This is a genomic window from Cuneatibacter sp. NSJ-177 (assembly GCF_022867805.1).
In the GTDB taxonomy this organism is placed as follows: domain Bacteria; phylum Bacillota; class Clostridia; order Lachnospirales; family Lachnospiraceae; genus Pseudolachnospira.
This window is the reverse complement of sequence record NZ_JALIFO010000006.1, coordinates 1245023-1269449: the sequence shown is the minus strand read 5'-3', so window position 1 is coordinate 1269449 and position 24427 is coordinate 1245023. Positions and strand designations below refer to the sequence as shown.

Genomic DNA, 24427 nt, shown 5'->3' with positions numbered 1-24427 from the left:
TCCCAACCGCACATTTAGACAAAATTTATAATTATTAATTTTTCATAAATAATATCACAACTTACGTTGAATTGCAATGATTATTCTTGGCTTTTTTCCATTTCTGTTATTCTTTTTTTGTATGAGAGGGAAAAGGCAATTGTTTGGAATAACCAAAAAAGCCAGGCAGCAAGGGAACAGATGCTGACTGGCCTGTAAAATAAATAGTATTCTGTGCTTTTAAGGCAGGATTTCTAATAGTTTTTGAAAATATTCCGGAAGCGGGGCTTCTCTTTCCAAGTATTCTCCGGTTCTCGGATGAATCAGACCCAAAACGCCGGCGTGAAGCGTCTGCCCTTCCAGCGAATAGGGAGATTTTCGGGCGCCATAGAGCGGATCTCCCAGCAAAGGGTGCTGCAAGTACGTCATATGGGCCCGGATCTGGTGGGTTCGGCCGGTTTCCAGGCGGCACTCGATATAGGTATAGTGGGAAAACCGTTTTAACACGCGGTAGTGGGTGACGGCCTGCTTTCCGTGCACCGGATCCACCGCCATTTTCAGCCGGTTCGTCCTGCTGCGTCCGATGGGCTGGTTCACGGTTCCCTCTTCTTCCTCAATGACTCCATGCACAATGGCACGATAACGTCTCGTGATGGTATGCTCCGCTAATTGTTTTGCCACATGGCTGTGGGAAAAATCATTTTTACAGACCACCAACAGGCCGGTCGTATCCCGATCGATCCGATGGACGATCCCAGGGCGCTGGACGCCGTTGATCCCGGAGAGTTCCGTCCCGCAGTGATACAAAAGGCCGTTGACTAATGTGCCGCGGGGATGCCCCGGCGCAGGATGAACCACCATTCCTTTCGGTTTATTGACAAACAGGAGATCCGAGTCCTCGTACACGATATCGAGAGGGATCGGCTCCGGCTCCACATCTAACGGTTCCGGCTCCGGGAGTTCCAGTGAGATCTGCTCTCCGCCTTTGAGACGGTAATTACTTTTTACCGGCTTGTCCCCGATCAGAACATTTCCATCACGTATCAATTTTTGAAGATAGGAACGGGACAACTCTTCAAAGTTGTCGGAAAGCCAGGCATCCAGCCGGCAGCCGGCAGCGGCCTCGTCTGCAATCAGCTGGTCCGCGCTCATTTTACGTTCTCCTCTTTCTCATCGGATTCGGCCTCTGCGGTTTCGATGGACTGCGCTTTTTTTGCTTTTCCGGTAATCCGCTCCCAGTCGGCTTCTTTGTAATAAAACAACAGAAGAATCGCGGCCAAAATAGTGCCGACAGTCACATAGCAGTCCGCCACATTAAAGATCGGAAAATCAATCAGTTTAAAATAGAGGAAGTCCACCACATATCCCAGCCGGACCCGGTCGATCATATTGCCCAAGGCCCCTGCTTCCAGGGCGACACAGATTACGGCCAGAGGAAGGTAGCGCTTTTCCTTGGGCAATTTGATAAAAAACCAGAGCAGGGCGGCCATGATCAAAACGGTGGTCACCAAAAAGATCCAGCGCTGATTTTGAAAGATACCAAAAGCGGCGCCGCGGTTTGTGAGAAACTGCAATTCGAAGACTCCGTCCCAGATCGGGATATTGGGCTGTCCCTGGAGATGGGCGACAGCCAATTGCTTCGTCCACTGATCCAATCCGGTAAGAGCGGCCACTCCGAAGAGAGCCCAGAGAAATCGTTTCATAAAGTGATTTTCCTTTCCATACACATAAAAGCCATTCCGAAGGCGCAGGCCTGAAGAATGGCTTTCCCAGTTTTTCATCAAATTCAATCAAAGATCCAGGCTCAGAGCAGCAGCGGCTTCTCTTCCACTGATCACATCCTGAAAATCGCCGGACAATTCAATACTGCTCGGAGTTACAATAAAGATGTAATTTGAGATTTTCTGCAAATTTCCGTTCATCGAATAGCAGGCGCCGGATGTAAAGTCAATGATCCTCTGCGCCAGATCCACGTGTACGCCCTCCATATTGATCACAACGGCTCTGCCGCTGAGAAGAATATCACATACTTCGCGGGCATCGTCGATGGACGCCGGTTTCACCATACAGACTTCCATATTGCTGCGGGAACGCATCGGAACCACATTGTTGGAAGCGGAGGTACGTTTTACCCGGAGAGGTTTCTGTTCCCGCTCCATCGGAGGCATGTCCATATCGTCGTCTTCACGGGCCGTCTTCGATGTTTTTTTCCTGCCGAAGCGAGGCGAAGGAGCCGGTTCCTCCTCGAAATCGTCCTCCATATCGAAGTCGTCTTCCTCGTCATATTCATCATCATTCAGTTTCATTGAATTCAGGAATTTATCAATAATATTTGCCATCTCATCAATCTCCCGTTTTATTTCGGTTTTACCATACCCTTACTATTATCATCTTTTTTTCGTTTTCTGTCAACTGAAAAATACTTGAAAGTGGAAAAAACACGGCGGGATCTAATATAAAATCTCTCCCTCTGCGGCCAGGCGGCTGTCCAGCAAAATGTGATCATAGACTGCGACTCCATAGTCCATGCCTTTTTTTACAATCAGGTATTCTTCGTTTTCATCGATGATTTCGATTTGTTTGAAAACGGCGTATCCTTTGTTTACGTTATAGACGCCTTTTAAGGTTGCCTTCTCCCCCACTGTATAACGGTCGCTGCTGTCCGGCTTTGCCAGAGTGAGACCGCCTTCCACCTCAGAGGGATCCAGGTAATACCGGCCGTCCGCTTCATAATAGATCGTCGGCTGAATCACCTCCACCGTGGGGCCGCCGGCTGAATAATTTTCCTTGTTAAAGGTGATGCCATCCTCCCCCTTGGTACCGTACTCCACCGGAACCGTGTAGAATTCTTTGTCCAGCACAGCGGACTTTGGTATTTTTAATCCTTTTTCTTCGGAATTATTGATCTCCACTTCCAGAAAGCGCTGGTTGGCAAACTGGACCATAAACCGGGTTAAATCCATTTTTCCATAGGACTCGCTGTCGGCGCCGGTGAATACGGAAAATTTTACCGTTGTGGATAATCCCTTTTCCGGGAAGGTGACGTCGACGGACTTTATATCCTGATAAGCCGCAGCCTCCTCATCCGAGAGGGGAATCACAATCGACCAAGCTTCTGAGGTGATCGTTTTATAGACAGGCGCACCGCCTTCCAGCAGATCGCTGCTGCGGATGTCCTTTCTTTCGTATTTACTTTTATCAAAGGTATCTGCGTCGACCGAACCGGCGTCAAATCCCTCAAAGCCATCGGTATAATACTCAATAACGCCGCTCTTTTCCGCCGGGATCGTGTGGAAAAAATTGGGGTCGATCCCCAATGCCTCCAGATCCTCCAGGGAATTGGTGCTGACAAAGCTGAGCAGCTTATTATCGATGGTATATTTCAGATCATAGACATCCTGGAACTGTTCACTTTTGTAGGATAGATTAAAATTCGCAAGACTGCGTTTTAGATCCGACAGGTTATCATGGGAAAGTTTACTGTTATCGGATGCGTTGGAAGTGAGCATCTCAGTAAACTGGCCGTTCTCATCGAGAGAATATACCACCGAATTGACGGATGCCCGATTTCCTTCCCGAATATAGAAATTGACATATCCGGCAGCCTGTGTGTTCGTTACTTCTTCTGTGCGGAGAATCAGCCCGGTGTAAGTCGTGTCCTTCACCAGCGCAACTTCTTGGCCGACTTCATAGATTTGCATTTTATCCCGGAAGGCATAGGAAATAACGCTGTACGCCAGATAGATGAAAATGAATGCGAAGATCAGAAAGCCGATGTTGATGGATTTCGGTTTCCGATATCGGATTACTTTGGAATTTTTCTTCGCCATTCGTTCTCCTTTCTGTTCTGGAAAATATTTCCTTCATATATTTTTATCCACCGGGAATCCTAACTTCAAAGCATGGAAGGAGGTATTGCTCATGAAAGGGTTAGATTACACGCTCTTGACAGTTGCGATCATCGGAGCCATCAACTGGGGACTGATCGGGATTTTCCGTTTCGATCTGGTTGCCACCTTGTTTGGCAGCATGTCCTGGCTGAGCCGGCTGGTTTACATTCTCGTCGGTTTGGCAGGCCTTTATCTTATCAGCCTGTACGGAAGGGTTCGTCAGAATTCATCTGAGTCTTAAATAGAACCCGACAGATTGGGGCGCCCGTGCAGGCGCCCCTGATCTTTTCTTATGTAATGACTCTGCTCAGTTTCTCTGCTGCAAAATTTCCGGCAGAGCTGAGTTTCATGGTATGAATTACAGAGCAATGATGGTCCGCTCCTGGGCATTCGGAGGCAGATTTTCTTTATCCTCGGATACGCTCAGCGTAAAGGTGATCTTATACTTCTTGCAGATCTTTTCCAGTTCGTCAATCGCTTTTTCTATTTCGTCACCGTTCAGATTGGATAATGTTAAGAAACCGTCTAAATATACTTGCTCTAAATCATAGTCCTGAGAAATGAGCCCACAGATGAATCCCAAAAATGCTTCATACGAATGGATCGGATACTCCGACATATCAATGAGGCGAATTCTGCGATTCAGCTCATGCATGTGCTGAGAATTCTTATCCAGGTAAACGATACTGCCATGCGCATCTTTGATGGCCGTATTCGCTTTTTCCAGAAGATATTTCGTCTTTCCTTTTCCTTTCCTACCTGCGATAATCTGAACCATGCTGTTTCCTCCTTGCGTTGTGATGTGAATTTCTTTTTTTATTATATTACATATTGCGAAAAAGTACAAGTAGAGATTTATTTTCGCGGCACAATAAGACGAGCTGTTTACCAATCGGGAGCGTCGTCTCTTCTTTGAAGGCCAACGTTCAACACGACTCCCATCCCCATAAATATACTGAGAAGGGAGCTGACTCCGGCGCTGATAAAAGGAAGCGGCAGCCCGGTGTTGGGCAAAAGCCCGGTGGCGACGCCGATATTGACAAAAGTTTGAAAAGCAAGCTGCGCGGCTATGCCGGTACAGATCAGCCGTCCTGCCAAATCTTTGGCGCGGCTGGCCATGCGCAGGCATTCAAAGACCAAAAGAGCCATCAGGGCAATCAAAACAATACTGCCGATAAAACCCATCTCTTCCCCGATCACTGCAAAAATAAAATCGCAGTTTTCCTCTGACAAAAAGTTACCGTTTTTGACTGATTCAAAGCTGGTGGTGTTCAGTCCCTTTCCGTGCAGCTGTCCGGATGCGATCGCCAGCACGGAATTATCCTGCTGGGTCGTCAAACCAAGGGACTCAAATTTATCCGGATAGAGCCATGACAATACCCGGTTGATCTGATAGGAATTGATCAAGGTCTGGCCAGGCTGCATCGCAATATAGAGCAGGACGCCAACGGCCGGTATGGCCACTCCAATGGCTCCGAGAATCCATTTGTAACTGATTTTTGCCGTGTAAATCATGGCGAGAAAAATAAACGCCACCACCAAGGTGGTCGAAAGATCCGGTTCCTCGTAAATCAGAAAAGCTGGGATAGCAAATAAAACCAGGCTTCCGCCTACGACCAGCGGATGACTGATCCGCTCCTGATTCTTCCAGAAGAACCAGGAAAACACTAAAATCAGGCCAATCTTGGCAAACTCGGAAGGCTGGATCTGAATCCCCCCGATGGACAGCCAGCGTACGGCGTTATTGGCGGAAACACCGACGCCGGGAATCAGGATCACGCCTAAAATACCCAGTACCCCCAGATAAACAACCGGGGCAAGGTGCAATAGGATATGGTAATCCAGCAGTGATAAAAATATCATTGCCGCTCCCCCGACACAAAAGCCGAGTATCTGTTTTTGAATGGTTCCTGTCCGGTCCGCGTCGTTCACCATCGCGCTGTTCAGTACCAGAATGCCAATGGCACAGAGCGCGATGATGATGAGCACGATCCGGAAGTTGAATTTTTTCAGCTTGTAATCACTCAGATGAAACATTCTTATCCCTCGTACTATTTCCCTCTTCCGAAGAGCCTCGACCAGAATCCTCTCGTCTCACTAAAGTCCGGAAAAGGAACCTCTTCTCCGAGAATCCGCCGTACAATGTCCTCGTAGGCTTGTCCGGCCGCGCCCCCGCTCTCCAAAAGCGGAACGCCCTGGTTTGTGGCCAGGATGACCTGTTCGTCGTCCGGGATCACGCCGATCAGCGGAACACCTAAGAGATCCACGACATCGTCCGCCGACATCATTTCTCCCCGCCGGATCATATCCGGGCGGAGCCGGTTGATGATCAGGTGATTGCGGTGAATCCCGCCGGCCTCCAAGAGCCCCAGGATCCGATCCGCATCCCGGATCGCTGACACCTCCGGCGTGGTTACGATCAAGGCCCGGTCCGCAGCGGCGATCGCGTTTTGAAAACCGCGCTCAATACCGGCCGGGCAGTCCAGGATAATATAATCGTAATCTTGTTTCAGGTCGTCGACCAGCTTCACCATCTGCTCCGGCGTGACCGCGGTTTTGTCTCTCGTCTGGGCGGACGGAAGCAGATAAAGACCAGGAGTCTGGCGGTCTTTGATCAAAGCTTGATTCAGGCGGCAGTTTCCTTCCACCACATCCACCAGGTTGTAGACAATCCGGTTTTCGAGCCCTAAAACCACATCCAGGTTCCGCAGCCCGATGTCCGTGTCGATCATCACTACAGATTTTTCTCTTTTGGCTAAGCCGGTACCTATGCTGGCGGAGGAAGTGGTCTTCCCCACACCGCCTTTTCCTGAGGTAATCACGATTACTTCACCCATATACTTACCTCCACATTCATTTCCCATCTATGATTATCACCGCGGACGGTGTTAATCGCCGACATAGTTTGAGCTCAACTCTGCTTTTCTTTCTTTAATTTCGTCCAGAGTCATTTCTTTGTAATAGTATTTATAGACATCGCTGGCCAGCTCCACCGCCCGCGCGGAAGTATAACCATAAGGGATCGTCACTGTCACGCCGATTTCCGGATTGTCGGAAGGGGCATAGCTGATAAAATTGGCGTGGTTGGGACGGAGCTTGTTTTCTTCGGCGGTACCGGTTTTTCCGGCTGCTGTCACCGATGCGGTAAAGGAACGGTGCGCCGAGGAACCGTCACTGTTCAGCACTTCATACATTCCCTGATGTACGGTAGACCAAGTGGAAGCAGCAAAATCGGTGGTATTGGCAATGGTCGGCTCGTACTCTTTGACAATATTGCCTTCGGTATCTGTGATCTCATCTAGGAGAGTCAGGTTGTAAACGGTTCCGCTGTTGGCCAGAGCATTTAAGTAGCGGGCCAGCTGGACATTGGAGAACAGATGAGTACCCTGTCCGATCGCCGAAGGAACAGGAGCCGTATCCGAAATATGGGGCTCTTTCTCCTTGATTTCAATGCCGGATTTCCGGTCCAGCCCAAAGGCGGATGCAAATTTCTGAATTGCGGACAGTCCCAGCGGTTCGTTGTAATTCCCGTTTTCATCTTTGGAAAGCAGGAAGCCCAGCTCGGAAAAATAATAGTTACAGGATCCGCGGATGGCCCCGACCATATCCAGCGGACCGTGCGGGTTTCCGGTGGAGGTCATATACCAACAGGACAAATTCAGACCGACCTCGGTAAATACACCTTTGGTGTCAATGATATCATCCGCTTTGATCACACCGGACTCCAGAGCTGCGACGGCCGTAATCGGCTTAAAAACAGAGCCGGGAGCCGTCTGGGCCTGGGTCGCGCCGTTGTAGAGCGGGGAAGACAGGTCGTTCGTCAGCTTGTAATAATAATCGGAATCAACTGTGCCGGACAGCTTATTGTTGTCATAACTGGGGTAGGAAACCACGGCGAGCACCGCTCCGGTATTGACGTCCGTCACTGTGACAGCAGCCGAATGGGGGTCCAGGGCTAACTGAGCCGGCGTCAGCTCCAGATTATGGATTTTGTCTTTGATAAAGTCAAAGGAGGCGGACGGCGTCTGTGTCTCAAGACTGGCAATCTCATCCTCATTTTTATCCAAAACGCCCTGATCGATCAATGCCAGACAAAGGTCGCAGCCGGAAATGGCATCATCCATAATCAGATTCTGATAGATCTTTTTGCTGAATTTAGGGCTGGATTTCGCCAGCTCCTCGATCGTGTCCACCAGAATCCGATAGGTCTCCTCCGCGCTGGTGTATTTGCTGTCCAAGGGCAGCTTGGATACGTCAATCCAGTTTTGAGCCAAGGCATACTGCAAAAATTCTTTCAGGCTGATCGTCTCGTCCGTCTTATAAGCAATATACGTCTTATCCGCGGTATCAATATTGTCTTTCAGCAGATAACCGGCGTCATCCAGTATGGTATAGACGTAGCTCATATAGATCTGCATGAATTTTTCACTGTCTGCTTTATCTGCGTCCAGATCCTTGTAAGGGGTAGGGCTTTCACTTAAAAGCTCCGCCTTCAAAGCACTCAGGACCCTCGCCTGCCCGCTTTGAAACGCCTGATAAATCCGCTGCTCCGCCGCGCTGGCGTCGTCCTCGGAAAAATGATTGGTATCGAGGATGTTATTATTGATAAGCTGAAAATAAACGTCATAGATGGACTGCTTACGCGTGGTGCTTCCCATCTTAGGCGTCACATGAAATTTTTCGTTTACCAGCTTCTCTTCCAGAATACCGGCCAACCGCTGCTCGATCATGTGATAGATTCCAATGGTCAAATCCCGGTCGATCGTCAGATGCACGTCATTTCCCGTTTTCGGCTCGGTCTCGCTGGTGATTTCCAATACGTGGCCCAGGCTGTCCAGATACATGGTGCGCTGGCCTTTGGTTCCCTGCAGCTCCTGTTCCATGGTCTCCTCGATGCCGCTCTGCCCCACCACGTCCCCAAGGGAATAGCGTTCGCTTCCGGCTTCCTCGTTCAGACTTGTGATCTGTTCCGTGTTGGCTTTTCCGGTATAGCCCAGCACCTGGGCAAAGTATTCGCTGTCGTTGTAAAGACGCACATATTCTTCTTCAATGGCCACGCCCTTCAAGCTGTCGGAATGCTCTAAGATATCGGACATGGTGGTCATCTGGATGTCGGAGGCAATGGTGATGGACCGGTAGCGCTGGAACGCGTTGGCGGCAAGGGAGTAACGGATATTGATCAGCTTTAGGGCCGTCTCATTGTCCAGCATGTACATCTCTTCGGGCTTTTTTTTGGCATTCTTATATCCGATGCCGTACTTTTCATAGAGATAATCAAACACGCCGCGGGCAGAAATATTGACATCTACTTTTCCCGACGTATCCGACTGAAGCTCTTCCACGGATTTTTTGCCGTACATATCTCGCAGGAAACGCAGGCGCGCCGAATCGGAGGCGGTAAACTGAAACTCCCCATTGCTGTCAATCACAATCGGGACTTCTGTTAAAATCGTCTCCCCATATTTATCCAAGATTCCGATTAAGTCCAGCAGCATCAGATTCTTTGCATATCCGTCGCTGTAATCACCGGTGTCCGTCAAGGTCACCGTGTAAACCAACTGGTTATATGCCAGGAGGTTCCCATTCCGGTCGTAAATATTCCCCCGTGTGCTGGGCAGGCTGATGGTTCTTTGGGTTTTCTGGCTGATGTACTCTTCCTGCTTGTCCGCTCCTTCAATAATCTGCAGTTGGAACAATTTGTAAACCAGCGCTCCAAACATCAAGATAAACAGGATACAGAGCGGAAACAAACGGGATGTGGCTATTTTTTTTATCTTATAGCCTAGGTATTCCAATAAATCTCTAAACAAACTTTTTCGCACTCCTCTTTTCAAACTGGGCGAATTTGGTGTTCAAAAACCGCAGGAATTTGTAAAGCACCAAGGTTAAAAGCACCGTATACACGATTTCCGGCAGGACCACCTGGCGCATGTAGCTGAGAATATCCAGCTTCCCGCGCATCAGGAAATCAAAGAAATAAATGATCAAGTTAAAAAGAAAATCGCTCAGGATACATAATACCACCGGCATGTTAATAAACTCGGTATAGAAAACTTGTCCCAACAGGCCGTTTCCGTAGCCGATCACCATGTAGACCAGAGCATAAAACCCAAGGGTCTCCCCGAAAAAGGAATCCAGCAGCAGGCCGCTCAAAAAGCCGATCAGCATGCCGTCCGTCTTCCCCCTAAGAAAACCGAAGGTGAACGTGACGATCAAAAGCAGATTCGGCACCGTGTCGATCAGGTTGGATGCGGCAAATAGGTTGTTCTGCACCATAAAGGAAGCAACAATGGTGACAACATAAAAAAGTATGCGTTTCCAGGTCAATTAGCAGCCCCCGTTTCTTTCAGGGTCGTGATCACCAATACCGAATCCAGATGAGCAAAGTCTACGACCGGGATCAGATAGCCGGATTTGGTCAGGTTGTTGGATTCGATCTCCAGCCCTTCGGCATAGCCGATCAAGATACCGGGAAGATACTCGCTGCTGGTGTTGGAGGTCACGATCTTATAGCCGTTTTCCACATCGTCATCCTTGTTGATGTGCTGCAGCAAGAGGCGGCCTTCATCATAGAGAAGCAGATCTCCGGTCACAATACAGGGGTCCTGGGACAGCTGGGCCATCGCGCCGACGCTCCGGCCGTCGTCGATGATGGTGCTGATCGTAGCGGTATGGGTTTCCACGGAAGTCACGATGCCGACCAAGCCGCCGTCGGCGATCACATTCATGGAAACCTGTATGCCGTCGGCGCTTCCCTTATCGATCTTTACGGTCCGGTACCAGTTGCCGGAGTTTTTGCTGATGATATGGGCGCCGGTGGTCTCGAAATCCGGATACTGCTCTTTCATGTCCAGCAGTTCCTTATACTTGTCCAGTTCGGCAAGCTGCAGCTGATAGCGGGTATTGTCCTCCCGCAGCTGGGCTACTTCCTCGGAGAGCTGGGCATTTTCATCCTGGACCCTTTTTAGCTCGGCCAGGTTTTCCGCTTCGCCGAACACAAAGCTGCCCACTTGATTTAAGCCTCTCTGCATCGGCATCAGTACCGTATTAATTCCATTTCTCAGGGCGTTGTTGACAGAATTGCTGACAGAGCTGACGATGATTAAAATCAAACAGACAGCCGTCAGGAAAAAAAAGATATGTTTTGGTTCTATATGAAAATGAGACTTTTTTTTCATTAAATATAACCCCGTTCTTTAAAGCTGAGATAACAATTATCTCCGATAATAATGTGATCCAGCATCGGAATTTCCAGGAGATCCCCGGCCTCCTGCATTCGCTTGGTCAGCCGGATATCTTCCCTGCTTGGCATCGGATCTCCGCTCGGATGATTGTGAAGCAGGACCACGTAGACCGCCTCCTGCCGCATGGCTTCGAGAAACACCTCCCGCGGCGTAACCAGGGACGCGTTCACGGTTCCCCGCGAAATCACGGTCTCACGGATCAGATGGCTTTTGGTGTCAAACATGGCGACCACCATCTCTTCCTGCTTCAGGTGGCGCAAATCTTCCATAAAATATTGGGCGATGGCTCCGGGAGTGGAAAGCTCCAATCCCTTTTTTGCCGATGCCTTGGCGATCCGGCGGGCCAGCTCTCCGATACACTGGAGCTGTACGGCCTTGACCGGACCGATCCCCGGAGTCCTTATAAGCTCCGGAAAAGGGAGACGCACCACGGCCGTAAGACCGTTTTCCTCTCCCTTTCTCCCCAATAGCTTCTGTGCCAGTTCCAGGGCTGTCCGCCCCTTTGTGCCGCTGCGCAGCACCACGGCTAAGAGCTCCGCGTCGCTCAAACTTTCCGGACCGGATGCCCTGCATTTTTCGTAAGGGCGGTCGCTGTCCGGCAAATCTTTCATCGTAATGGTTTCTCTCTTAATCTCTGTCATAGGCGTATTCACTCACGCCAGATTCCCCATCCGTTTCTGCCGTTTATGATTACCTAAGATTCTATCACAGTTTAAACCCGGCGTCCACCAGTTTCTGTAAAGACATTAAAATTCCATATTTTGCATGGTACCAGGTAATGCCCCCCTGGAAAAAGACCGTGTAGGGCGGCCGCAGCGGTCCGTCGGCGGAAAGTTCGATGGAAGAACCCTGCACAAAGGCTCCGGCAGCCATGATCACTTCGTCGTCGTAGCCAGGCATTGCCCAGGGTTCCGGCGTCACGTAGCTGTCCACCGGAGCGGCCGACTGAATGCCGAGGCAAAAGGCTTTCAGTCGCTCCGGAGTGTCCAGGTTGATGGCCTGGATGATGTCGTACCGGGGCGTGGCCGCCGAGGGATGCACGGAGAAACCGAGGCGCTCATAAAGGCTGGCGGCAAAGATCGCACCTTTTTCCGCGCCTGCCGTCACGGTGGGCGCCAGGAAAAATCCCTGATAAAAAGCAGGATTGGTTCCCAGGCTTGCGCCTACCTCACGGCCCAGTCCCGGCGAAGTCAGGCGTCTTGCCGCCTGCTCCACGCAAGTCCTGCGGCCACAGATGTACCCCCCGGCCGGAGCCAGCCCGCCCCCCGGATTCTTGATCAGAGAGCCGACGATCATATCGGCTCCCACATCGGAGGGCTCTTTCGTCTGGACGAATTCTCCGTAGCAGTTGTCCACCATACAGATGAGATCCGGCTTGCACTTTTTCAGGAAAGCGATCAGCTCCCCGATCTGCTCCACCGACAAGGTGGGGCGGGACGCATAGCCCTTGGAGCGCTGGATGGTGGCAAGCTTGGTCCGTGGGGTAATGGCCTTTGCAATGTTCTCGTAATCAAAACTCCCGTCCGGCAGAAGGTCCACCTGGCGGTAGGAAATGCCATACTCCTTCAGCGATCCCATGGATTCCCGGATTCCGATGACCTCCTCCAGGGTATCGTAGGGGCGGCCCACCGGAGAAAGCAGCTCATCGCCGGGCCGGAGGTTGGAAGAAAGGGCCAGATTTAAGGCGTGGGTCCCGCAGGTGATCTGGGAGCGCACCAGGGCGTCTTCGGTGTGGAACGTATCGGCGTATACTTTTTCTAAGGTATCCCGGCCGTCGTCGTTGTAGCCGTATCCGGTGGTCGCGGCAAAGTGGGTCTCACTGACCCGGTTTTTCCGCATGGAAGCCAATACTTTCAACTGGTTGTATTCGGCAATCTCATCGATCCGGGCAAAGCGGGGCGAAAGCTCCGCCAGCACCTCCTCTCCCAGCGCCAGCACCTGCGGCGAGATTCCGCAGTCCTCATACATCTGTCTGGTTCTTTCATCTAATTGTTTCATCGGTTATAATTCCTCGGTTTCTGCATATTTGCAGGATGGCCGCAAGGAGCGCATCCTCATTTTCATATTCTTCCCGGTTCAGCCAGATGACATCCTGCTCCCGCTTAAACCAGGTTAACTGCCGTTTGGCAAAATGACGGGTATCCCGCTTGATTTTCTCCACGGCCTCCGGAAGGGAAAGCTCCCCGTCCAGATATTCCAAAAGCTCTTTATAGCCAAGTCCCTGCATAGAGACCATGCCGCGGGTGCAGCCCATCTCTTTCAGCCTCTTTACTTCCTCCAACAGTCCTGCTTCTATCATCTGATCCACCCGGCGGTCGATCCGGCGGTAGAGTTCGCTTCTCTCCCGGTTCAGCACAAAATAGGCAAAACGGTAGGGCGATTCTTTTTTCCTTTCCCTCTCGTTGTGAGAGGAAATCGGCTCCCCGGTATAGTGGAAATATTCCAGTGCCCGGATCGTCCGTTTGACATTGTGGGCGTGGATCTCCTCTGCCGCGGCGGGATCCACGCGCATCAACTCCCCGTGGAGATAGTCCGCTCCCCGCTCTTCGGCCAGCCGTTCCAGCCCGGCCCGGTAGGCAGGATCCCCGCCGGTTTCCGTAAAATCAATATCCCGCACCAAGGCCTGAATATAAAAGCCGGTGCCGCCGGTCAGGACCGGCAGACGGCCCCGCGACCAGACGTCCTCCATCGCTGCTTTTGCGGCCCGCTGAAATTCCACCACATGGAATTCTTCCCATGGCTCAAAACAGTCGATCAGATGATGGCGCACGCCCCGCATCTCCTCCGGCCGGATTTTGGCAGATCCAATATCCATGTGCCGGTAGACCTGCATGGAATCGGCGCTGATGATTTCCCCGCCCACTGCCTGGGCCAGTTTTAAGGAGAGCTCGGTTTTTCCCACCGCCGTAGGGCCGGTCAAAATAATCATGGATTTTTTCATGATACCACCCTCTTAAACTTTTTCTCCAGCTCGTGCTTGGTCATGGAAATGATAGTGGGGCGGCCGTGGGGGCAGGTGTACGGGTGATCCAGCTCCATCAGCTCGTCGATCAGAGCTTCCGCTTCTGCAAAGGAAAGCCGGTTGTTTCCTTTTACAGCCGCCTTACAGGACATCAGCGCTACTTTTTCCTCCACCAGGTTCAGGCGTCGGTGTCCCGCCTCGTCGGCCAGGCTGTCCAGCATTTCCATCAAAAGATCCTCCCTGGCCAGGCCGAACAGATTTCCGGGCACGCCGTAAACCGCATACTCTTTGCCGCCAAAGGGCTCGATCTCAAATCCCAGGGACTGGAACTGGTCTTTGTATTCGGAGAGAACGGCCTCCTCCCTGGCGCTTAAGCTCAGCACGATTGGAGGGTTCATCTGCTGAATCGTATATTCCTTGTTGGCCAGAGAGCGCATGGTCCGCTCAAAGAGGACTTTTTCGTGGGCCGCGTGTTGATCGATCATCAAAAATTGATCCCGGTACTGGATGAGCCAGTAGGTGTCAAAGAGCTGGCCGATCACGTGATATTCATCCCGGACTTTTCTGGTCAGGATCTTTTCCTCGAAAAGTTCCATCTGCTTCGGTGCTTCGGCAACCGGAACCGGGGAAGCGTCACGGCCCTCTCCTTCTTCCCGCATGTCACGCTGCATCAGTTCGATTGTGGATGGTTCCCAGGGAACCGTATCCTTGCCGCTCGTTCTTCCCGGAGGAAGCGTGCCGTAGTCTGTTTTCTCTCGGAACATTGCCGGCTGCCGCGGTTCTTCGCCGGCCGCCCCCAGCCTCTCGCCGGACGGCATGCTTTCGGCTGCTTTTGCATTTATCCCGGCTACTTCCGCCTCATTCTCGGCCTTTTCTTCATTCCCAACCGCCTGACGGTGGACTTCAAATGGTTCCGGTCCCCGCTCACGGGACAGCTTCATCTGATCCGGCTTTTCGTTTTTTCGGTTCTTCTCTTCTTTCCCTACATCCAGCGTTACCTGGGGGATCAGTTCTTTTCCCTCCAGCGCGTTCCGGACCGCCTCATAAACCGTCCGGTAGACCAGCTCCTCATTGCGGAACCGCAGTTCCATTTTGGTCGGATGGACGTTTACGTCCAGCCAGGAAGATTCGATGGTGAAGTGGAGCACCGTAAAGGGATATTTGTGCTGCATCACGAATCCGGCATAGGCGTTTTCAATCGCCTTGGTGATCAGCCCGCTTTTGATATACCGCCCGTTGATAAAATAATTTTCGTAGGAACGGTTTCCTCTGGAAATCAGTGGTTTTCCGAGGAAACCGTGGATTCCGATACAGCCGTCCTCCGTCCAGGCTTCCGCCGTAATTAACTGGGATGTGATTTCCCGCCCATAAACCGTATAGACGATATCCTTCAGCTTATGGTTTCCCGCCGTGTGAAGCCGGTTCTGGCCGTTCATCAAAAACCGGAACGAGATCTCCGGGTGGGACAGCGCGATCCGCTCCGCCAGGCTGCTGATATATCCGCCTTCGGTCTGGGCGCTTTTTAAAAACTTCCGCCTGGCCGGGGTGTTAAAGAACAGGTTCCGTACCACAATCGTGGTGCCCCCCGGCGCGCCGATCTCTTCCAATGTCTTTTCTTCCCCGCCCTCGATCACGTACCGGCTTCCGGTCAGCTGATCCTCTGTCTTGGTGATCAGCTCCACCTGAGCCACCGCCGCAATGCTGGAAAGGGCCTCTCCCCGGAACCCCAGGGAGGAAACCGTCAAAAGATCCTCCACCCGCCGGATTTTACTGGTGGAATGGCGCAGGAAAGCAAGGGGGATCTCCTCCTTTGGAATTCCGCTTCCATTGTCCGTGACCCGAATAAAGGAGATTCCCCCTTCTTTTATTTCCACCGTGATCGCCGTGGCCCCCGCGTCAATGGCATTTTCCAGCAATTCCTTCACCACCGAGGAAGGCCTCTCAATCACCTCCCCCGCCGCAATCTGATTTACCGTAGAGGAATCCAACAACGTAATATGAGCCATATCTCATCCTTTCCAATCAGTCCCCAACAAAACCGGCCCCAAAACAAACTCCAACAGATAAGTTTTCTCAAATCCTTCTTTTTTTGCTGATAGCCTCCCTTTGTCCCCGCCAAAGCATGCCCAAGCGGGGGGAGCGCGAGGGGGCCGGGCTTTGCAACTCTGAGCTGGGCCCCCTCGTAAATCAGTTATGCCAACGGTTTTTCAGCCGGTTCTGCATCCGATACAGCGTATTTAACGCGTCGATGGGCGTCATGTTTCCCAGCTCTAGCTGTTCGAGCTCATTTAAAATATCGTCTTCCTTCACCGCATCGAACAGGGTCATCTGGTACATATCCACTTCGTCCGGCTTCGGCACCGGTTTTACCGCTGTATTCTTGGTATGGGCCGCGATCTCTCTGGTCTTTACCGTGATATCCGCGTCCAAAAGCTCCTGCACCAGCTCTTTCGCCCGGTCGATCACCGGATCCGGCACGCCGGCAAGCTTCGCCACCTGGATCCCATAGCTCTTGTCTGCGCCGCCTTTGACGATTTTCCGGAGGAATACAATGGTATCCCCCTGCTCTTTCACCGCGATACAATAGTTGTTGACGCCGGAGAGACACCCCTCCAGCTCGGTCAGCTCATGATAGTGGGTGGCAAACAGCGTTTTCGCGCCAAGGACTTTCGGGTTGCTGATGTACTCCACCACAGCCCAGGCGATGGAAAGGCCGTCGAAGGTGCTGGTTCCCCGGCCGATCTCATCCAGGATCAGCAGGCTGTTTTTGGTGGCATTTCGCAGGATATTGGCGACCTCCGTCATCTCCACCATAAAGGTGCTCTGGCCGGAAGCCAGATCGTCGGAAGCTCCGACCCGCGTAAAGATCCGGTCGCAGATTCCCACATTGGCGGAGTCCGCGGGTACGAAAGAACCGATCTGAGCCATCAGCACGATCAGGGCCACCTGCCGCATGTAGGTAGACTTTCCGGCCATGTTGGGGCCGGTGATGATGGAAATCCGGTTGGAGTGGTTGTCCAGATAAACGTCGTTGGCGATGAACATATCGTCCCGCAGCATCTGTTCCACCACGGGATGACGGCCGTTTTTGATGTCAATGACGCCTTTCTCATTGATGGACGGGCGCACGTATTGATGCCGGTAAGCCACCAGGGCCAGGGAAGCCAGCACGTCGATCTCCGCCACAGCCTTGGCGCTGTCCTGGATCCGGACCACCTCGGCGGCCACCTTGTCCCTGACCTCGCAGAACAGGTCGTATTCCATCACAAAAAGCTTATCTTCCGCTCCCAGGATCACGTCTTCCAATTCCTTTAGTTTCTGGGTGGTATAGCGCTCCGCATTGGTCAGGGTCTGCTTGCGGATATAGTCGGACGGCACCATGTTTTTAAAGGAATTGGTGACTTCCAGGTAATAGCCGAACACTTTATTGTAGCGGATGCGCAGATTTTTGATTCCGGTCCGCTCCTTCTCATCCAGCTCCAGCTGGGCCAGCCAATTTTTGCCGTCGGTTTTTGCCTGGCGGAGCTTGTCGGCTTCCTCGGAATAGCCGTCCTTGATGATGCCGCCTTCCCGGATCGTGATGGGAGGCTCCTCTAAGATCGCCTGCTCGATCAAATCCGCGATATCTTCCAGAGAGTCCAGCTTGTCGCAGAGCTCTTTTAACAGCGGCGTTTTGATATCCTTTAATAGGTTCTTGATATGGGGCAGCATTTGCAGGGAATGCTTGAAGGCCACCATGTCCCGTGGATTCGCGGTGCGGTAGGAAATCCGGCCCAGGAGACGTTCCAGGTCGTAAATCGGATTCAGGTATTCCCGCAGCTCCTCCCGCAAGATCAGATCGGCATTTAGCTCCTCAATGGCATCCTGCCGCCGCAGGATTTCTTTTTTGTCGATCAGCGGCTGTTCCAGATAGTTCCGGAGCATCCGCGCGCCCATGGCGGTCTTGGTCTTATCAAGGACCCAGAGCAGGGAGCCGCGTTTTTGCTTCTCCCGGAGGGTTTCGGTCAGTTCCAGGTTTCTTCTGGTGGAAGTGTCGATCATCATGTACCGGCCCGGCTGGTACGGCTGAATCCGGGTCAGGTGGCTGAGGTCGTTTTTCTGGGTGTCCAGGAGATAGCGGAGCAGAGCGCCTGCGGCCACGGTCCCCACCTCATAATCCCGGATGCCCAGTCCGTCCAGGGTGGAGACCGCAAAATGGTCTTTTAACGCCTGACGGCAGAGCTCATCGTGAAACTGGGAATTATCTAAAGCCGACATGGCGATGCCAAGCCGTCCTTTTAAATCGTCGGTGTCCACGCCGCTCATGTAAAAAGGCTCGTTGCAGATAATTTCCGCGGGCATAAACTTGTTGATCTCATCCAGCATGGCCCGCACCGAGTCTACCTCAGTCACAAAGAATTCTCCGGTGCTGACATCGGAGGTGGCTACGCCGAATACCTTGTCCAGATAGACGATGCACATCAGATAATTGTTCCGGGATTCGTCCAGCGCCTGGGCGCTCATGTTGGTGCCGGGGGTGACGATCCGGACCACCTCCCGCTTGACGAGGCCCTTGGCAAACTTCGGGTCCTCCATCTGTTCGGCGATGGCGACTTTATAGCCTTTTTCCACCAGGCGGTTTAAGTAAGTTTCCACGGCGTGATGGGGAACGCCGCACATGGGCGCCCGCTCTTCTAAGCCGCAGTCTTTTCCCGTTAAGGTTAATTCCAACTCCTTGGACACCGTCTTCGCGTCGTCGAAGAACATCTCATAGAAGTCTCCGAGCCGGTAAAACAGAATGCAGTCTGGATGCTGCTCCTTGGTCTCCAAATAGTGCTGCATCATTGGTGAAAGCATTTATTCTTCTTCCATCCTTCCCATATAGTAAAAACCCTTGGCCTCAGTCAGCCGCACGGGTACCAGTTTTCCGATCAAAGAGGCGTCGCCTGGGAAATGAACCATCAGATTATTGCTGAGGCGTCCGGTCACCAGGGAGGCGTCATGGGTATCGATTCCTTCCACCAGCGCGCGCTGTACGGTCCCTGCGTCTCTTCCGCAAAGTTCGCCTGCAATTTTTTGCACTTCCGCAAGCAAGCGGTCGAACCGGGGCTGCACGACGTCCGAAGAAACCTGGTCTTCCATGGCGGCGGCCGGCGTGCCGGTCCGTTTGGAGTAAATGAAGGTGAAGGCACTGTCGTAGCGGACTTGTCTCACCACGTCCATGGTTTCCTCAAAATCCTCCTCCGTCTCGCCGGGGAAACCAACGATGATGTCGGTGGTCAGGGAGATATCGGGGATGGCTTTCTTGATTTTAGCGGCCAGGGCCAGATACTGCTCCTTGGTATATTTCCGGTTCATCTTCTGCAAAATCCTGGTGCTGCCCGACTGGAGCGGTAGATGAAGATGACGGCAGATTTTTTTGGACTTTGCCATGACGGCAATCAGCTCGTCGGAGAGATCCTTCGGGTGAGAAGTCATAAAGCGGATCCGCTGTAAGCCCTCAATCTGCTCCACCTGTTCCAAAAGCTCCGCAAAGGTGACGGGATGCGCCAGGTTTTTTCCATAGGAGTTGACGTTCTGTCCCAGCAGCATAACTTCGATGACGCCGTCTGCAACTAGACTGCGGATTTCTCTTAAAATATCCTCCGGCTCTCGGCTTCTCTCCCGTCCTCTGACATAGGGGACGATGCAGTAGCTGCAAAAATTGTTGCAGCCGAACATAATATTGACGCCGGATTTAAACGGGTATTTCCGTTCCACCGGCAGATCCTCGACGATCCGGTCCGTGCCTTCCCATATTTCATAGACCGGTTTTCCTTCGGTCAGACGGCGGTACAAAAGTTCTGCCAGGCGGAAAATATTGTGGGTGCCGAACACCAGATCCACGAACCGGTAGCTGGTTCGGATCTTCTCCACCACTTCTTTTTCCTGCATCATGCAGCCGCAAAGAGCAATGATTTTTTTTGGATTTTTCTTTTTCAGACTATTTAAGTGGCCGAGACGCCCGTAAACCCGCAGATTTGCGTTTTCCCGGACCGTACAGGTATTGTAGAGGACAAAGTCGGCTTCCTCGCTCCCACTCTCCAGAAATCCGATCTCCCGCAGGATACCCATCAGCTTCTCGGAATCCCTGGCGTTCATCTGGCAGCCGAAGGTGCAGATACAGGCGGTTAAAGGCCGGCCCAGCTCCTGCGCCTGTTCCAAAAGCAGGCTTTTCACCTGATCCATATAGTATTGCTGGCGCAGGGTTTCTTCGGTTTTTTTCCGGAAGCCCTTTTCCGTCACAATCTGATCCATGGAACGGTCGGTCTCCTCGGCCGGAACTTCTTCAAAAAGCTGGCATTCGTAGGCGATCCCCCATACCGGATGATCCGGATGGGCGGCGAGATACCGGTCGTAGTAACCTCCGCCGTAGCCGACTCTGCGCCCGCCATAGTCAAAGGCGACGCCGGGAGCTAAGAGCAGACCGGTCTCGTCGTCCGCCTGGGGGCAGTCTGCCTTTGGCTCCAGGATTCCGAAACCGCCCGGCTCCAAATCTTCCCGCGAGCGGATCACGTAAAATTCCATGGAATTCCCGTTTACGCGAGGGACTGCCACGGTTTTGCCCTGCTTCCAGGCGTCCGCAAGCAGCTCCTCGGTGGAGATTTCATTTTTTGCGTCTATGTAGGCAAAAAGCGTCCGGGTGTTTTTGTATTCGGGGCTGGACAGGATAAAGCCTGCCATGCGGTGGGAAGCACTCCCCCGCTCCGCTTCTCCGAGAGCCATCCGGCGCGCTCTGCATTCCCTTCTCAGTTCTTGTTTTGTCTTCATAAGGCATCCTATTCTTTGTGGCCGTATTTTTTTCCCAGATCTACAACGCTTCCGTCCGGATACTGAACCTTCGTGTGATTCAGGGTTCCCCGCAGGTTTTCCCGGACCGCATGAATGTACTCCGCCCGCAGGCGCTCCTGCTCTTTCTGTTCCTCTGGGGTCAGCGTTCCCGCCTTCTTTTTCCGATACAATTCATTGATTCTCTCAATATCTTTCATGTCCATGGACGGTACCTCCTGATGATTTCTTCTGCAATCTTTATGCCGTCGGCCGCCGCCGAAGTGATCCCTCCGGCGTATCCGGCCCCTTCCCCGCAGGGAAACAGGCCCTTGACGGCGCTTTCCAGCTGCTCGTTCCGCTCAATCCGAACCGGCGATGATGTCCGGCTTTCCACGCCGGAAAGAACCGCGTCGGGCCGGTCAAAGCCTTTTATTTTGCGCCCGAAGGCCTCCATGGCCTGAAGGAAACTTTGCGACAATTCTTCCGGCAAGACCTGGCGAAGGTTGGCAAAAGCCCAGCCGCCGCAAAGGTCCGGCCGGACGTCCCCCAGGGAATCCCCGATCCGCCCCTGACGGAAATCGGAGAAAAGCTGAAGAGGAATCCTGCCGCCGCCTGCTTGAAAGGCGGCTTCTTCCAGCTGCCGCTGAAACCGGACGCCCGCCAGGGCATCCTCGCCCGGATAGTCGCTCTTCGTCACCGTGACGATCAGAGCGGAATTGGCGTTTCTTCCGTCCCGCGCCGCCCGGCTCATGCCATTGACCGCCAAGCGTCCGCATTCCGAGGAAGCGTTTACCACCTGGCCGCCGGGGCACATGCAGAAGGAATACACGCCGCGGCCCGCCGCCGTCTGGGCGGTCAGCTTGTAATCAGCGGCCGGAAGCCCCTCCCGGTCCAAGGTCCCGTACTGGGCCATCTGGATCAGATCCTGCGGGTGCTCGATCCGAAGCCCCACGGCAAAATCCTTGGCCCGCATGGGGATCGAACGCTCCTGTAAAACAGAGAACGTATCTCTCGCCGAGTGGCCGATGGCAAGGATCACATTTTGGACGGGGATGTTCCACTCCGTCCTTTCTGTATCATCGTTTTCTCGTATCAGCGAAAGTTCCCTCAGCTCCCCCTCCTCAATCAGGAAGTCCGTCACTTTTGTGTGGAACCAGATTTCTCCTCCGGCCTCCAGGATGTGATTTCTTAAATTGCGGACCACATCTCTCAGCACGTCGGTTCCGATGTGGGGCTTGTTCCAGTACAGGATGGAAGGATCCGCTCCCGCCTCCACGAAAGTGGAAAGTACATGAAAGATTCTTCCGCCGGCATCCTTGACCTGGGTATTCAGTTTTCCGTCCGAGAAGGTTCCGGCTCCGCCCTCCCCGAACTGGACGTTGGATTCGGGCTTTAAGGCGTCTCCCCGCCAGAACCCTTCCACGTCTTTCGTCCTCTCCTCCACCGGCGCTCCGCGTTCGATCAGAATCGGGCGGTAACCGTTCTCCGCGAGAAGCAAGGCTGCAAAAAGCCCGGCCGGACCGGCTCCGATCACAACGGGGCGGTGCCGCAGGGGCAAAGATCCCGGTTCCGGAGCCTGATAAAACCGGGGCATTCCTTCGCTTACTTTTTTACTACGGCACTTTTTTAAGATTTTCCCCTCGCCTGGGAGAACCGCATCCACGGTGTAGACATAGTGAAGGTCTTCTTTTCGCCTGGCGTCCAGGGAGAGCTTCCGGATGAAAAGATCTTCTCTCCGGCAGGGAACGCCTTCTTTTTGGACCGCCCGCACAAGATCTTCTTCCCGGTGCTTAAGGGGCATTTTTATGTTCGCAATCTGTATCATTGATGTATTTCCATTTCCCCTGCTGCCGCCCTTCCGGCCAAATAACCGGTGGTCCAGGCCCATTGCAAATTATAACCGCCGCAGATCCCGTCCACATCCAGAATCTCTCCGGCAAAATACAGACCAGGCAGGATCCGTGACCCGCAGGTTTTCTCGTCGATTTCGTCAAGGGCAACGCCGCCGGCCGTGACCTGGGCCGCGTCAAAGCCTTTGGTCCCGGTGATTTTGACCGTCAGTTCTTTGCTTTCATCCGCCAGCCTTTGCAGCTTTTTATCCGGGATTTCCTCCCAGGTATCCTTTTTTGAGATCCCGGCCCCGGACAGCAGAGCCGCCGCCAGTTTATCCGGCAGAAGACCGTTCAGAAAGGACGCGCTGTTCCAGCCGGGGTGGCGCTCCCTGCGAAGCCTGTATTCCAGGGCCAACTCCTCTTTTGTCATTTCCGGGAAGAAGTCAAGCGCGGCTTCCACATCCCGCCGGTCCGCCAAAGCCTCGGCGGCAAAGCGGCTGACCTGAAAGACCGGTATACCGGACAGGCCGTAATCGGTCAGCTGAACTTCCCCGGTATCTCCCGCCAGAACTTCTCTGCCGGTTTTGATTGTTACACGGGCCTGCGCCCGTACGCCGGACACTTTGGAAAAAGGAAATCCGGAGGCTGTAAGCTGCACCAGCGCAGGTACCGGGGGAATTACGAGGTGGCCGAGGGCTTCCGCCATCATCAGCCCGCTTCCGTCGGAGCCGGTTTTCGGGGCGGCTTTTCCGCCGGTGGCAAGGATCGCTGCATCAGTGAGATGCCTGCCGTTTGCCGTGACTGCCTGAATCCCCTTTTTTCCCAAACAAAGTTCCTTCACTTTTTGATTGTACAAAAAGCGGACGCCAAGTTCCTCCGCACGGGAGATCAAAGCAGCCCGCACCGAAGCGGCCTGCTCACTCCTGGGATAAAGGTATCCGTTCCGGTCCCGGACCGCGATTCCCAGTTCCCGAAAAAAAACGATGGTTTCCTCCGCGCCGAACCGGGAAAGAATTTGTCTCGCCTTCTCCGGATTCTTTGACCGGAAACACTCTTCCGCCATATTACGGTTTGTAAAGTTGCATTTTCCGTTGCCAGTGGCGAGAACCTTCTTTCCCGCCTGCTCTCCGGCTTCCAGAACCGTCACCGACGCTCCGGCCTCCGAAGCGGAAATGGCGGACATCAGACCCGCGGCTCCTCCGCCGATAACCAGCACTCGTTTCATGGCCGTCACCTCCTGCAACTCATTATTTTACCATTTTACAACCGGATTCGTCAACTCGTTATCGACTCTAAATAGTGATACAATTCCTCCTCGTCCGGCACTGCAATCCCGTCCGCCAGCTCTTCCCGGTCGGATTCTGACAAGTCCTCCGGCAGAATGGGAATCTTTTTATAGACCGTCCGCTCATCCGGGTAATAGACCAGAATCCCCTCGTCCGTCAGGTAAATCCGAAACATCGGCGCGGAAGTGGAAGTCTCCTCCTCGGTAGTAGGCACTGTGGCCTCGGCCGCCATCGGCTCGTTGGGTACGCTGGCTTTCACCCAGGCATGGGTTTCCGGCGCCGTCCAGTCGTGGAAAAGGACCGTCTCCTCCGGCGTCTGGGGAGACTGATACTCAAAGGCGATCAAGGTAAAACAAAACACTAAAATAAGAAGAAAACAGATACTATACTTTTTCATCGGCAAAATTCCTCCTCGTATAGTATCTGTCATATTTTCAAATTTTAA

At 52.8% G+C, this 24427-nt stretch carries 21 protein-coding genes; 1 reads left to right on the top strand and 20 read right to left on the bottom strand.

The features are described from left to right. Nucleotides 1–219: 219 nt before the first annotated feature. The 4 genes from MUB23_RS13730 to MUB23_RS13715 all read right to left on the bottom strand — a co-directional run bounded on the left by MUB23_RS13730 (nucleotide 220) and on the right by MUB23_RS13715 (nucleotide 3809). Nucleotides 220–1131 carry an RluA family pseudouridine synthase gene (locus MUB23_RS13730; RefSeq protein WP_244801162.1) on the bottom strand — a complete coding sequence of 304 codons (912 nt, stop codon included), beginning with the start codon at nucleotides 1129–1131 and terminating at the stop codon, nucleotides 220–222. Then, entirely contained in the window at nucleotides 1128–1682 is a 555-nt protein-coding gene (lspA, locus tag MUB23_RS13725; RefSeq protein ID WP_244801161.1) for a signal peptidase II, read from the bottom strand. The genes MUB23_RS13730 and lspA overlap by 4 nt, the downstream gene beginning before the upstream one ends. An 87-nt stretch (nucleotides 1683–1769) precedes the next feature. Then, nucleotides 1770–2318, bottom strand: a complete 549-nt coding sequence (locus MUB23_RS13720; protein WP_244801160.1) for a cell division protein SepF — start codon at nucleotides 2316–2318, stop codon at nucleotides 1770–1772. Nucleotides 2319–2429: 111 nt separating this feature from the next. Then, nucleotides 2430–3809, bottom strand: a complete 1380-nt coding sequence (locus tag MUB23_RS13715; RefSeq protein ID WP_244801159.1) for an HlyD family efflux transporter periplasmic adaptor subunit — start codon at nucleotides 3807–3809, stop codon at nucleotides 2430–2432. A gap of 91 nt (nucleotides 3810–3900) precedes the next feature. Between MUB23_RS13715 and MUB23_RS13710 the strand changes: the two genes are divergently transcribed. After that, complete coding sequence (locus tag MUB23_RS13710; RefSeq protein ID WP_244801158.1) at nucleotides 3901–4110, top strand: DUF378 domain-containing protein; 210 nt, start codon at nucleotides 3901–3903, stop codon at nucleotides 4108–4110. Nucleotides 4111–4227: 117 nt separating this feature from the next. Here the strand turns inward: MUB23_RS13710 and MUB23_RS13705 are convergent, their stop codons facing one another. From MUB23_RS13705 to MUB23_RS13625, 16 genes are all read right to left on the bottom strand, one after another. Next, a complete protein-coding gene (locus MUB23_RS13705) occupies nucleotides 4228–4647 on the bottom strand; it encodes a twitching motility protein PilT (RefSeq protein WP_244801157.1) in 420 nt (139 codons plus the stop codon). Between the two features lie 107 nt (nucleotides 4648–4754). Further along, the gene (locus MUB23_RS13700; protein ID WP_244801156.1) at nucleotides 4755–5906 is read right to left on the bottom strand and encodes an FtsW/RodA/SpoVE family cell cycle protein; all 1152 of its coding nucleotides are present in this window, start codon (nucleotides 5904–5906) and stop codon (nucleotides 4755–4757) included. Between the two features lie 14 nt (nucleotides 5907–5920). Next, complete coding sequence (gene minD, locus MUB23_RS13695; RefSeq protein ID WP_244801155.1) at nucleotides 5921–6706, bottom strand: septum site-determining protein MinD; 786 nt, start codon at nucleotides 6704–6706, stop codon at nucleotides 5921–5923. Between the two features lie 51 nt (nucleotides 6707–6757). Further along, nucleotides 6758–9679, bottom strand: coding sequence for a penicillin-binding transpeptidase domain-containing protein (locus MUB23_RS13690; RefSeq protein ID WP_244801154.1), 2922 nt, complete (start codon nucleotides 9677–9679; stop codon nucleotides 6758–6760). Beyond that, the gene (mreD, locus tag MUB23_RS13685) at nucleotides 9672–10196 is read right to left on the bottom strand and encodes a rod shape-determining protein MreD (protein ID WP_244801153.1); all 525 of its coding nucleotides are present in this window, start codon (nucleotides 10194–10196) and stop codon (nucleotides 9672–9674) included. The genes MUB23_RS13690 and mreD overlap by 8 nt, the downstream gene beginning before the upstream one ends. Beyond that, a complete protein-coding gene (mreC, locus tag MUB23_RS13680) occupies nucleotides 10193–11047 on the bottom strand; it encodes a rod shape-determining protein MreC (RefSeq protein WP_280515743.1) in 855 nt (284 codons plus the stop codon). The genes mreD and mreC overlap by 4 nt, the downstream gene beginning before the upstream one ends. After that, nucleotides 11047–11754: a RadC family protein gene (gene radC / locus MUB23_RS13675; RefSeq protein ID WP_244801151.1), complete on the bottom strand. Its 708-nt coding sequence runs from the start codon at nucleotides 11752–11754 to the stop codon at nucleotides 11047–11049. Before radC ends, mreC begins: the two co-directional genes overlap by 1 nt. Before the next feature lie 64 nt (nucleotides 11755–11818). Then, nucleotides 11819–13111: a methionine gamma-lyase family protein gene (locus MUB23_RS13670; RefSeq protein WP_244801150.1), complete on the bottom strand. Its 1293-nt coding sequence runs from the start codon at nucleotides 13109–13111 to the stop codon at nucleotides 11819–11821. Further along, entirely contained in the window at nucleotides 13095–14054 is a 960-nt protein-coding gene (miaA, locus tag MUB23_RS13665; RefSeq protein WP_244801149.1) for a tRNA (adenosine(37)-N6)-dimethylallyltransferase MiaA, read from the bottom strand. Before miaA ends, MUB23_RS13670 begins: the two co-directional genes overlap by 17 nt. After that, nucleotides 14051–16081 (bottom strand): DNA mismatch repair endonuclease MutL, encoded by a 2031-nt coding sequence (mutL, locus tag MUB23_RS13660; protein ID WP_244801148.1) that lies wholly within the window; start codon nucleotides 16079–16081, stop codon nucleotides 14051–14053. Before mutL ends, miaA begins: the two co-directional genes overlap by 4 nt. Nucleotides 16082–16262: 181 nt before the next feature. Continuing rightward, complete coding sequence (gene mutS, locus MUB23_RS13655) at nucleotides 16263–18911, bottom strand: DNA mismatch repair protein MutS (RefSeq protein WP_244801147.1); 2649 nt, start codon at nucleotides 18909–18911, stop codon at nucleotides 16263–16265. Next, nucleotides 18912–20864: a tRNA (N6-isopentenyl adenosine(37)-C2)-methylthiotransferase MiaB gene (gene miaB / locus MUB23_RS13650; RefSeq protein WP_330641883.1), complete on the bottom strand. Its 1953-nt coding sequence runs from the start codon at nucleotides 20862–20864 to the stop codon at nucleotides 18912–18914. It abuts the gene before it with no gap. Between the two features lie 8 nt (nucleotides 20865–20872). Next, nucleotides 20873–21088, bottom strand: coding sequence for a DUF896 domain-containing protein (locus tag MUB23_RS13640; protein ID WP_244801146.1), 216 nt, complete (start codon nucleotides 21086–21088; stop codon nucleotides 20873–20875). Then, nucleotides 21079–22689, bottom strand: a complete 1611-nt coding sequence (locus tag MUB23_RS13635) for an NAD(P)/FAD-dependent oxidoreductase (RefSeq protein WP_244801145.1) — start codon at nucleotides 22687–22689, stop codon at nucleotides 21079–21081. Before MUB23_RS13635 ends, MUB23_RS13640 begins: the two co-directional genes overlap by 10 nt. Next, nucleotides 22686–23921 carry an NAD(P)/FAD-dependent oxidoreductase gene (locus tag MUB23_RS13630; RefSeq protein ID WP_244801144.1) on the bottom strand — a complete coding sequence of 412 codons (1236 nt, stop codon included), beginning with the start codon at nucleotides 23919–23921 and terminating at the stop codon, nucleotides 22686–22688. Before MUB23_RS13630 ends, MUB23_RS13635 begins: the two co-directional genes overlap by 4 nt. Nucleotides 23922–23971: 50 nt before the next feature. Next, nucleotides 23972–24379, bottom strand: a complete 408-nt coding sequence (locus MUB23_RS13625) for a hypothetical protein (protein ID WP_244801143.1) — start codon at nucleotides 24377–24379, stop codon at nucleotides 23972–23974. Nucleotides 24380–24427: the final 48 nt, after the last annotated feature.